The sequence below is a fragment of the Rhodococcus sp. 06-418-5 genome (genome assembly GCF_002258285.1).
Lineage (GTDB): Bacteria > Actinomycetota > Actinomycetes > Mycobacteriales > Mycobacteriaceae > Rhodococcoides.
On record NZ_NOYE01000027.1, the window covers coordinates 1 to 10335 of the forward strand.

Consider the following 10335-nt stretch of genomic DNA (forward strand, 5'->3'; position numbering starts at 1 on the left):
GGAAAACCCCGTCAACGCCCACAAAGCAGGCACCATCACCGGCCTGACCGTCACCGCAGGCGACGCCATCACCCAAGGCACCGTCCTCGCAGAGATCAAATAACGACATATCGGTAGCGATGCGAATTTTGGCTCGAATCCGGGCCTTGGATGGCGTTACCCTGTAGCAATGTCCGAGCTTCCGGAAATTCGTATCGGTACAGCTGATCGGGAAAAGGCGCTCGACGCGCTGAGCCTGCACTTCAGCGAGGGTCGCCTCACGGTTCCCGAGTTCGACGAGCGCAGTGCCACTATCGCTTCGGCCACGACGCGTGGGGAGCTCGACACAGTATTCGTCGATCTCCCCACGACGCCGGGTACGGCCCAGGCACCTGCTCGGACCGGGGCGTCGCCCGTTCCCGCAACGGCCGGAACCGGTATCGACTGGCGTGCAGTGGTGATGCCGGTGGTGATATTCGGTTCCCTGGCATTGTTCTTCCTCACCGACTTCGATCAGAACTGGCTCTTCTTCCTTCTCATTCCGTTGGCGGGTGCGGTGCTGTCGGCAGGTGGCCATTCCAAGAACGAGAAAAGGAAGAAGAAGAGGAATCGTTGAAGGCGCTTCTGTTCGATGTGTTCGGCACGGTGGTCGATTGGCGCACCAGTGTGGCCCGTGAGGTCGAATCTCTGTGTGGTTCCGACATGGACAGTCATGCATTCGCCGACCGCTGGCGCAGCCTGTATCAACCGGCGATGGAACAGGTCAGGTCGGGTAGTCGACCGTTCACCCGGCTCGACGTACTTCATCTAGAGTCTCTTCGAGTCGTACTGTCGGAGTTCGACGTTAAACTCGACGACGCCGACGTCGCATCCTTGAACAACGTGTGGCACCGATTGGATCCGTGGCCGGACTCGGTGCCCGGTCTCACGAGACTGCGGACCGATTTCATCATCGCCCCACTCTCCAACGGCAATATCTCGTTGCTTCTCGACATGGCCAAGAACGCTGGGCTGCCGTGGGACGCGATCCTCGGTGCAGAACCGGTCCAGGCGTACAAGCCCATGCCCGACGCGTATCTCCGCACCGCGGAGATTCTGGGTCTGGAGCCGAGCGAATGCATGATGGTCGCTGCCCACAACAGTGATCTCGTGGCAGCAGCCGACTGCGGGTTCGCTACGGCCTTCGTCGCCCGTCCACTCGAACACGGGCCGAGCCAGACCGCCGACCTCGCCGCGGAGTCGGACTGGACCCACAGCGTCGACTCGATCGAGTCTCTGGCAACACAATTGGGCTGCTGACCGCACCTGCCGCTCAGTGACGCGCGAGAGGAATGAGCTGGCGCGCAATCCACGCGTCCACGTCCCGATGCGACCGGAAGCGGACAATCGTCAGCTCTGGGCGGCGCACACCCAGTTGCCGCACCCGCTCGGTGGTCGACCGATCGGTGTTCCACGCCCATCGAATGATGTGTTCACGGTCGAGGAAGATGCGGTGCAGTGGCGGCTCGATGTTCCCGTTCCACAGCTCACGCCTACCGAACCTGCGGCGTAGCGTCCGAATTGTCACCTGCCGCATAATTGTTCGACGGGGTAGGTCGAGCCACAGCAACAGCTCGGCTCGGTCGGCGAGACGGTCTCGAACAATGCTGTACTGCCATTCGGTGACCCACGAAGAACGTGCAACGAACTCCTCGACGTCGTGCTCGAAGGTCGGACGCGGTGTCCAGTTCGGTCCGTGGAACAGGCTGTCGATCTCGATGTGTTCGATACCGAGCAGGCACCCGAGGCGCGCGGCCAGCGTGGTCTTGCCGGAACCGGATGTTCCCGCGACGACGATTCGCGCAGGGCGATGTGGCAGCGCAGCATCCGGTCCGAAAATCACGACCGCGTTGCTCGTGTGCGGGCCAACAGATACGCCTGAGGCGTGGGTTCGTGCCCCATCGGGGCTCGATGCACGCGCACGTCCACCTCGAAGTCCGCGTCGACGAGCATGCCCGCGACTGCGTCGGGGTCGAGTCGATAGGCGTCGTAGGAGACCGAGTGCCCGTAGACGTGTTCGAGCCGCACTCGCTGGTCGCCGGACTGAAATGCCAAGAGCAGTGGACCGTTGGGCATGAGCACTCGATGCAGTTCGGCGAACACGGCAGGCAGGTGCGCCGGAGGGGTGTGGATGATCGAGTACCAGGCAACGATCCCGGCGACGGAGCTGTCCCCCGCGTCCAACGCCTCCATGGATCCGACACCGAATCGCAGGTGCGGATGTTCGCGCCGAGCGACCTCGATCATGTTGGGCGACAGATCCATTCCCGCTACGTCGAGGCCGAGGCGGTGCAGCTCCGCGGTGACGCGGCCGGATCCGCAGCCCACCTCCAGAACGGACCCGCTCGGTACCCGGGCCGCGAATGTCGCCAACAATCCGTGCTCGAGATGTCGGCCGTCGAGCTCGTCGCGGACGAGGTCGGCGTAGCTTTCGGCGACGGTGTCGTAGGCAGATCTCGTCATCGAAACATGCTGGTGCTCGGCCACGGTGGCTACGGTACCGGCTCACCCGGCGTCGGCAGGTACGAGTGCGTCAGCATCTCGAAGAAGTGACCGGTCGGGTCGCGAAAGTACACTCCGCGGCCACCGTGCCCGGTGTTGACAGTGCCGGGTTCGGTCATCCGAGGATCGGCCCAGTGCTCGACGCCCTGGTCGACAAGCCTGGCGTAGGCCGCATCGAACAGATCGTCGCTGACTCGAAAGGCGTAGTGCTGGAACTGAATATCGTCGAAGGGAGGCTCGGCGAATTGAACGAGCGTGCCGTCGGTGAGTTGCACGTTGACGAACGGCCCCCACGACGGTGCCTCCGGCAGAGCGAACAGCGTGCGAAAGAACGCCGCAGAGTCGGAACTGTTCTTCGCCACGATGATGGTGTGATCGAACGAAATGGACATGCGCTGCCTCCTGGGCAGTACGACGCCTCCATGCCTGACGCAGTCCGTCATCGACACGCGACGCTGCCGCCGATGCTCGCACGGACCCCGAATCCGAGTCAACCGGTGAATTCACGGCCGCAGTTCGGTCATCTCCGATGACAGCATCGCCGAGGAAAGGACCACAGCATGGTCGGCCGACTTCTGTTCGTTCACGGTGCCGGCGGATTCGTCGACGACGCACCGCTGGCCAACGGGCTTGCGCAGGCTCTGCGCCTCGACCCTCGGATGCCGGAGCTGCCCGACACCGCGATGGGTTTCGAGGACTGGGCCGAACCGGTTCGGCAGCACCTGGACCGGCTCGGACCCGACGATGCGGTGATTGCGCATTCTTTCGGCGCATCGATCCTCGTCAGGGTCTTGGCAGAACATCGCCGGGAGCGACCCCTGCGAGCCACTCTGTTGGCAATGCCGGACTGGACGCCGCGTGGGTGGGACGTCGCCGACTACGCGTTCACCACCCAGGAGCCCGAGACCGACCTGACACTCCTCCACTGCCGGGACGACGACGTGGTTCCCATTTCTCACCTGGCGCTGAACTCGAAGGCTCTCCCGTCGGCGACGGTGGTCGAGTTCCCGACCGGTGGTCATCAGTTCGACGGCATGATCGACGCCGTTGCCGCTCGAATCCTCCGACCGGGCGCTCACCGATAGTCGTGATCGATTCCCGTTGCCCAGTACGAACATTCGACGGCAACGACGTCGTCTCTTCCCCTCAGGAAGTCTCGGGCACCGGAGTCTCCCGATGCCGATGCCACGGCTGCGTCCACGTGTCGACGCGCCAGAACGACAGGATGGCCGGGACGGCCGTCGAACACGGCCCTGGCGAGACCGGTTTCCCGCGCTGCACCGAGTACTGCCCGAACCACCTCGGCTCCGACGTCCGGGGTGTCGACCACGTGCACAACCGCGTACTCCGCGTCCGCCGTCGCCGCCAAACCGGCGGTGAAGGAGGCGCTCATGCCCTGGTTCCACTGGGGCGTGTGCACCGCGATCACGCCGTCGGGCATGGGCGCATCTGCTGCGCCGAGAACCACGACCACGCGATCACAGCCACCGTCGCGCAGCGCCTGCACCGCCGTCCGCAACCACAGCCCGTCGTGGGCGAGAACCTTGGGCGATCCGTATCGCGTTCCGGCACCGGCGGCCAGTAGCACTCCGACGGCCAGGTCCGACACGATCGCTCCCTTCTCCGTTCGGTGGAGTCTTGGATGTTCGCACAACGTCCACGTCGAGTACGCCCCGAAGTTTGTGCGCGCTCGACTAGCGAGGATAGGCGTGATGGCTGATTCTTAGTGCACTTCTCCTGCAGCGTCGCAGGAATCCTGCCCTGTTGCTTCCGCGAGGTGCCCACCCATGTCCGTCAAGCCCACCACACGCAAACGTGTCCATCCTGTCGACGAAGTGCTTCCCGTTCCGAAACTTGCCGCCTACGGGTTCCAACATGTCGTCGCGTTCTACGCAGGCGCTGTCCTGGTACCGATCATCATCGGCAGCGCGATCGGACTGACCAACGAACAGTTGATCCACCTGATCAATGCGGATCTGTTCACCTGCGGCATCGCATCGATCATTCAATCGGTCGGATTCTGGAAGGTCGGCGTTCGACTCCCGCTGCTGCAGGGTGTGACGTTCGCCGGTGTCTCTCCGGTGATCGCGATCGCGATGGCGAACGGCGGCGGCACCGAGGGGTTGCTGTACGTCTACGGTGCCGTCATCGTCGCCGGACTCGTCACCTTCTTCATGGCTCCGTACTTCAGCAAGCTGCTGCGGTTCTTCCCGCCGGTGGTGACCGGTACCGTCATCACGATCATCGGTGTCGCGCTGCTCCCGGTGGCCGTCAACGATGCGGTGACCAATCCCGCTACGCACGAGCAGGATCCGACGAACGGCCGGTGGATGGCGTACGCGATCGGCACGCTGCTGATCATCGTGCTGATCCAACGTTTCTTCAAGGGCTTCATGGCCACCATCGCCGTGCTGCTCGGCCTCGTGATCGGAAGCGCCGTGGCATTCGTGCTGGGAGACATGAACTTCGACGGCACCTCGGATGCATCGTGGGTCGGCTTCACCCAACCCTTCCTGTTCGGAGTACCCAAATTCAGTGTCATCGCGATCATTTCGATGATCGTCGTCATGCTCATCATCGCCGTCGAAACCACCGGCAGTGTGTATGCGACGGGTGAGATCGTCGGCAAGCGCATCAAGAAGGACGACATCGCAGCGACTCTGCGGGCGGACGGAGTGGCCACCGTCATCGGCGGTACGTTCAACTCGTTCCCGTATACGGCGTTCTCGGAGAATGTGGGTCTGGTGCGCCTGACCGGTGTGCGCAGCCGGTGGGTCGTCGCCGCGGCCGGCGGCATCATGATCCTGCTCGGCCTGCTGCCCAAGACCGCGGCGGTCGTCGCGTCCATCCCGCCACCGGTACTCGGTGGTGCCGCGCTGGCGCTGTTCGCGACCGTCGCCGTGGTCGGAATCCAGACGCTGTCGAAGGTGGACTTCACCGATCATCGCAACCTGATCATCGTGGCCACCAGTCTCGGACTGGCGATGCTGGTGACCATTCAACCGTCGGTCTCCGAGGGCGTGCCGGATTGGCTCGAGATGTTGTTCGGCAGCGGCATCGTTCTCGGCGCGGTGTCCGCGATCGTGCTCAACGTGTTGTTCTTCCACATCGGCAACCGCGGCCAGGCGGTTGCAGGCGGTCCGGGTAAAGGCATCACCCTCGACAAGGTCAACGAGATGTCCGCCGAGGACTTCGCCGCCACGTTCGGCGGCCTGGTGCAGGGCACTCCGTGGGTGGTCGAACGCGCCTACCAGCAGCGCCCTTTCGCCGATGCGCACGGTCTGCGCGAGGCCTTCCAGGAGGCACTGTTGGCCGGCACCACCGAGGAACAGATCGAGCTGATCAACAGCTACCCCGATCTCGGCAGCGAGGACGCCACCGGCACCCTCAACGCGGCCGATCACGTCGGCCTGTCCAACCTCGAGGAGGACGAACACAACAACATCGTCCAACTCGCCGCCGAGTACAGGGAACACTTCGGCTTCCCGCTGGTGATCTGCGCGCGGGAGACCGAACGCTACGATCGAGTCCTGGCCAACGGCTGGTCTCGCGTCGAGAACGCACCGTCGGCCGAGCGGTCGTTCGCGATGATCGAGATTGCCAAGATCGCCAACTACCGGTTCGACGATCTCGTGGCCGATGCCAACCCGATCGCGGCCGCGCGGTTCGGTCGCATCAACGATTTCAGATAGAGAGCGCGAGTTGCTACACGAATGGATAGGGCTCGACGGGTTCAATCGGCTCAGTGACAGGCAGGCGATGCATGCGCTCTACGAGTGCTGCGCGTCGTCGATCTGGGCCCGTCGAGTCGCCCACGGTCGCCCCTTCGACAGCCGAGACATGCTGTTGGACAGAGCAGATCGGGTGTTGGCCGAACTACCCGAGGCGGAGATCGACCATGCGCTCGACGGTCATCCTCGGATCGGAGGCAAGGCCGACAACCCGTCGTCGAAACGTGAGCAGGCCGCGGTGACGAGCGCGGGCACCGAGGTGCTCGACAAGTTGGCGGCGGGAAATCGTTCCTACGAGGAGAAGTTCGGTCACGTCTACCTGGTGTGCGCCACCGGCAGATCCGCGGAGGAACTGCTCGCTATCCTCGAGGAGAGGCTCGACAACGATGCCGAAACCGAAAGACGGGTGCTGCGCGTGGAACTGGCCAAGATCAATCGAATTCGCCTCGGCCGCATGCTGGGCCCCGAGCAGTGACGGGATTGTCGACGCACGTCCTCGACGCGACGTCGGGGACACCTGCGGTAGGGATGAGGGTGCGGTTGTTCCATCCCGAGGAAGGCGAGATCTCCACGGCCACCACCGATGGCGACGGCCGCATCGGCGAGGTCGTGCCCGGTCCGATCGATCCGGGCGTGTACCGCCTGTCGTTCGACACCGGCGACTACTTCGAGGCGACGAGAACACCGAGCTTCTATCCCGAGGTGTCCATCTCGTTCACCGTCACCGATCCCGACGCCCACTACCACGTCCCATTGCTGTTGTCCCCCTTCGCTTATTCGACCTATCGCGGGAGCTGACATGACCGACCTGACCGGAAAGATCGTCCTCGGATCCAATCAGTACGGCAAGGCCGAGAACCGCGTAGTGCGGATCTATCGGGACTCGCCCCGGCACGAGATCCACGACATCAACGTGTCGAGCGCTCTGCGTGGCGATTTCTCTCCCGCGCATCTGGTGGGCGATCAATCCAATGTGCTTCCCACCGACACCCAGAAGCAGACCGCGTACGCATACGCGAAGACCAAGGGATTGCTCCACCTGGAGAGTTACGGCCTCGATCTGGCCCGCCACTTCGTCGACGATGTGGAGCCGGTGGAGGGTGCGCGCATCGAACTCGAGGAGTACGCGTGGGCTCGCGCGGTGATCGACGGCGTCGAGCACGATCACACGTGGACCCGCAAGGGCGAGGAGATCCGTACGTCGGCGGTGACCGTCGAGGGCAAGGGTGACGCGCAGCGGACGTGGGTGATCAGCGGCTTCAAGGAGATGGTGATTCTCAAGTCGACAGGTTCGGAGTTCCACGGATTCCTCGAGGACGACCTGACGATTCTCGAGCCCACGACCGACCGGGTGATGGCGACATCGTTGACAGCGCAGTGGCGATACACCACCACCGACGTCGAGTGGGATGCCGTCTACGCGGGCGTGAAGGCGGCGATGATCGAACGGTTCGCCAATTTGCAGTCACTGGCCCTCCAGCAGACCCTCTACGCCATGGGCGAGGCGGTGCTGGAGAAGTATCCGTTCATCGCCGAGATCACCATGTCCGCACCGAACAAGCATCACTTCGTCTACGACCTGGGCAAGTTCGGCATCGAGAACAATCTCGAGGTGTTCAACGCGGACGATCGGCCGTACGGTCTGATTCAGGCAACCGTCGAACGCGAGGATGCCCCGGACGCCGGAAGTGCCTGGCGGACATACTCTGTCGTCGGATAGGGTGCCGCGCTCATGTGTGCAGCGCCGCGGCCCATTCCACCAACGGGGTGAGAGCTCGCCAGGCATCGCGCACCTTCGTCGCGGCCTTGGGTGTCTCGAGCCACGCGGGTGAGCCGAAATGCTTGCCCGCGGTGAGTGACTTGTGGCGCAAGAGGTCGATGCGCGGGTGGTCGAGCTCGTATCCCCGCGGCTTGGTCTTGAGCTTGTCGCCGCCGATCTCGTAGCCGGCCTTGGTCAGCGTCGCCAGTATCCGCTCGAGTTCGGCTCCGCGGACGTCGTCGTCGACGGTGCGGCGGTAGCGGGCAACGCCCTCGGACGAGGAGTCGTAGAAGCCGCCTGCAACGAACAATCCGGCGGGATCTATCTGCACGTAGAAGCCGAGACTGTCACCGCGAGCGACGAAGCCGCCCTGGTGGGTCTTGTACGGGGTCTTGTCCTTGGAGAAGCGAACGTCGCGGTAGGGGCGGAAGACCTTGGCGGTACCGAACTCCGATTCGAGTGTCGCGAGCAACGCCGTCATCGGCCCCTTGACCGCGTTGTCGTAGACATCCTTGTGCTCGTTCCACCAGAGCTTGCTGTTGTCGGCTTCGAGGTCCTCGTAGAAGTCCAGGGCCGCGAAGGGTATTCCGGTGAAGCCAGTCATCGTTCGATCCTATGCGGCCCCGGTAGCCGACGAACGAGGGATGGATTGAAGCGCGAGATAGACATCGAGCCGATCCGAGGTGGAACTCATATCGCGGCCCAGCAACTCCTCGACTCGCTTGATTCGGTACCGCACGGTGTTCAGGTGTACGTGCAATGATTCGGCCGTTCGGTTCCACGATCCGCCGGAGGCCAGGAACTCGCGGAGGGTATCGGTCAGACCGGCATCGGTTCGCCGGTCGTAGTCGAGCAGCGGCGCCAGAACGTGTTCGACGAACGACCGACGCACGTCGTCGGGCAGAGCCGAGAGCATCGTCACCGCCGATGTCGGTTGCGCACCCGCGGTGATGGTCACCGGGCTCGACCCTTGCCTGCTCATTTCCAGTGCGTGGCGGGCCGATCGCAGCGCGCCGTCGATGGTGATCCCGGTCGCTTCGGAACTGACGCCAACGAGCAGACGGCTGTGTCCGATGCCGGAGCCCAAGCGGCTCAATCGGGTTCGCAGTGTGTGCGTGAAGCTCGGATCGTCGGTGTTCACGACGGCGACGATGTCGCCGTGCGTGCTGCATCCGACGCACCCGCCGCCGAAGGAGGTCAGGGTGTCGCTCAGAACCGTGCGCAGCATCTCGCGCAGGTCGATCCGTCCGCTGTGGACGACCCTGACGACCACCAGCGAGCGGTCCGGGTCGACTCCTGCCTGGCGCAGCCGCGTCATGGCTTCGGGTCTGGTGCTGTCGGCCTCGATCAACGCCACTGCCTGGTCGGCGATTTCACGACGGACCAGCCGTCCCTCCTCGCGTCGAGCACGATCGAGCGCGGCGATCGCCGCGAGCTGACCGAACGCATCGGAGATGGCGGGTGGGAACGTCGCCATGTCTCCGGCCACTGCGAGGAACCATCGCGTGGTCCGCTGCACGAGCGACGGTCCGATGCCGAAGATGCTGTACACATCGCCGTCACCGAGAGTGGTTGTCGTGGGGAGCCTTTCGGAGGACAGCGCGGCGTGCGTCAGCGTGTCCACGTCGGCATCGGAGAACGCCGAGACCTCGGCGACCAGCCGACGTCCGGTCGCGGTGAAGATCAGACACGCCATCCCGGTCTCCCTGGAGGTGTGCAACGCCAACTCGTCGAGCGCTCTGCCGTCCGCGATCGCCGTGAGCAGCTGACGTTGCCGGACGAGCGAGGTGTTCAGCATGGCTATGCGGTCTCCGGTGACACGGCCGACGAGGAACTCGGTCACCTCCCCGAACGACACGGCCTCGGGTATTGCGAGCAGCGGTAGACCGTGCCGCTCGCAGGCGTCGATCAGATCGGGTGGGACGTGGCCGAGAAGCCCTTCACCGGCGGCCAGTGCCGACGCTCCCGATTCGGTGACGGCCCGGACGAACATCTCACTGTCCGCGGGCGTTCGATGCCATACGAGACCGGTGATGACCAGCTCGCCACCCGCGATGTAGCGCGACGGGTCGGGCAGATCCGTCGTGTACGTCCATCGCAACGTCCGACCCAGTGCGTCGGTATCGGAGGTGAGCAATCGAATGCCGAGCTGCGCGGCGTCCAGCAAGTCCTCGACCTGCACTGCGGTTCCTCCCCCGGCCCTCGCTGAGCGTGCCCGAAACAGCCGAGCGCGTAGGAAGAAACAGTATGTGTGGGTTGTTTCCACCGGGTTTCGGGCGTATCGCCGAACGACCGAAGATCGGTAACAGATACTCATTACAGTTC

At 63.9% G+C, this 10335-nt stretch carries 14 protein-coding genes; 8 read left to right on the forward strand and 6 right to left on the reverse strand.

Annotated features, from left to right (window positions below; translation table 11 throughout):
• The 3 genes from CH274_RS28930 to CH274_RS20620 all read left to right on the forward strand — a co-directional run.
• Positions 1 to 103 (forward strand): biotin/lipoyl-containing protein (locus CH274_RS28930; RefSeq protein ID WP_141215328.1); only part of this gene is annotated, 103 nt, incomplete at its 5' end.
• Positions 104 to 169: 66 nt separating this feature from the next.
• Entirely contained in the window at positions 170 to 595 is a 426-nt protein-coding gene (locus CH274_RS20615) for a DUF1707 SHOCT-like domain-containing protein (RefSeq protein ID WP_094658814.1), read from the forward strand.
• Complete coding sequence (locus tag CH274_RS20620; RefSeq protein ID WP_094658816.1) at positions 592 to 1278, forward strand: haloacid dehalogenase type II; 687 nt, start codon at positions 592 to 594, stop codon at positions 1276 to 1278. Before CH274_RS20615 ends, CH274_RS20620 begins: the two co-directional genes overlap by 4 nt.
• Before the next feature lie 13 nt (positions 1279 to 1291).
• Here CH274_RS20620 and CH274_RS20625 read toward each other — a convergent pair whose 3' ends face one another.
• From CH274_RS20625 to CH274_RS20635, 3 genes are read right to left on the reverse strand one after another with little or no spacing between them, the layout of a single operon-like run.
• Positions 1292 to 1858 carry an AAA family ATPase gene (locus tag CH274_RS20625; RefSeq protein ID WP_094658853.1) on the reverse strand — a complete coding sequence of 189 codons (567 nt, stop codon included), beginning with the start codon at positions 1856 to 1858 and terminating at the stop codon, positions 1292 to 1294.
• On the reverse strand, positions 1858 to 2481 hold the full coding sequence (locus CH274_RS20630) for a class I SAM-dependent DNA methyltransferase (RefSeq protein ID WP_094658854.1): 624 nt from the start codon (positions 2479 to 2481) through the stop codon (positions 1858 to 1860). The genes CH274_RS20625 and CH274_RS20630 overlap by 1 nt, the downstream gene beginning before the upstream one ends.
• Before the next feature lie 29 nt (positions 2482 to 2510).
• Positions 2511 to 2912 carry a VOC family protein gene (locus tag CH274_RS20635; RefSeq protein WP_094628578.1) on the reverse strand — a complete coding sequence of 134 codons (402 nt, stop codon included), beginning with the start codon at positions 2910 to 2912 and terminating at the stop codon, positions 2511 to 2513.
• 168 nt (positions 2913 to 3080) lie between these two features.
• Between CH274_RS20635 and CH274_RS20640 the strand changes: the two genes are divergently transcribed.
• Positions 3081 to 3605, forward strand: coding sequence for an alpha/beta fold hydrolase (locus CH274_RS20640; protein WP_094658818.1), 525 nt, complete (start codon positions 3081 to 3083; stop codon positions 3603 to 3605).
• On the opposite strand, the gene CH274_RS20645 is transcribed toward CH274_RS20640, so the two are convergent.
• Complete coding sequence (locus CH274_RS20645) at positions 3596 to 4132, reverse strand: nucleotidyltransferase family protein (RefSeq protein ID WP_094658855.1); 537 nt, start codon at positions 4130 to 4132, stop codon at positions 3596 to 3598. The genes CH274_RS20640 and CH274_RS20645 overlap by 10 nt on opposite strands.
• A 175-nt stretch (positions 4133 to 4307) precedes the next feature.
• Between CH274_RS20645 and uraD (CH274_RS20650) the strand changes: the two genes are divergently transcribed.
• The 4 genes from uraD (CH274_RS20650) to pucL are packed head-to-tail and all read left to right on the forward strand — an operon-like array spanning position 4308 to position 7971.
• Complete coding sequence (gene uraD / locus CH274_RS20650) at positions 4308 to 6212, forward strand: 2-oxo-4-hydroxy-4-carboxy-5-ureidoimidazoline decarboxylase (protein WP_045195792.1); 1905 nt, start codon at positions 4308 to 4310, stop codon at positions 6210 to 6212.
• A gap of 10 nt (positions 6213 to 6222) precedes the next feature.
• Entirely contained in the window at positions 6223 to 6726 is a 504-nt protein-coding gene (uraD, locus tag CH274_RS20655) for a 2-oxo-4-hydroxy-4-carboxy-5-ureidoimidazoline decarboxylase (RefSeq protein WP_032397426.1), read from the forward strand.
• Positions 6723 to 7049, forward strand: coding sequence for a hydroxyisourate hydrolase (uraH, locus tag CH274_RS20660; RefSeq protein WP_032397427.1), 327 nt, complete (start codon positions 6723 to 6725; stop codon positions 7047 to 7049). Before uraD (CH274_RS20655) ends, uraH begins: the two co-directional genes overlap by 4 nt.
• Before the next feature lies 1 nt (position 7050).
• A complete protein-coding gene (gene pucL / locus CH274_RS20665; RefSeq protein ID WP_094658820.1) occupies positions 7051 to 7971 on the forward strand; it encodes a factor-independent urate hydroxylase in 921 nt (306 codons plus the stop codon).
• Positions 7972 to 7981: 10 nt separating this feature from the next.
• On the opposite strand, the gene CH274_RS20670 is transcribed toward pucL, so the two are convergent.
• Positions 7982 to 8614, reverse strand: coding sequence for a DUF2461 domain-containing protein (locus CH274_RS20670; protein WP_094658821.1), 633 nt, complete (start codon positions 8612 to 8614; stop codon positions 7982 to 7984).
• Between the two features lie 9 nt (positions 8615 to 8623).
• Positions 8624 to 10192 (reverse strand): PucR family transcriptional regulator, encoded by a 1569-nt coding sequence (locus tag CH274_RS20675; protein WP_094658823.1) that lies wholly within the window; start codon positions 10190 to 10192, stop codon positions 8624 to 8626.
• Positions 10193 to 10335 lie beyond the last annotated feature (143 nt).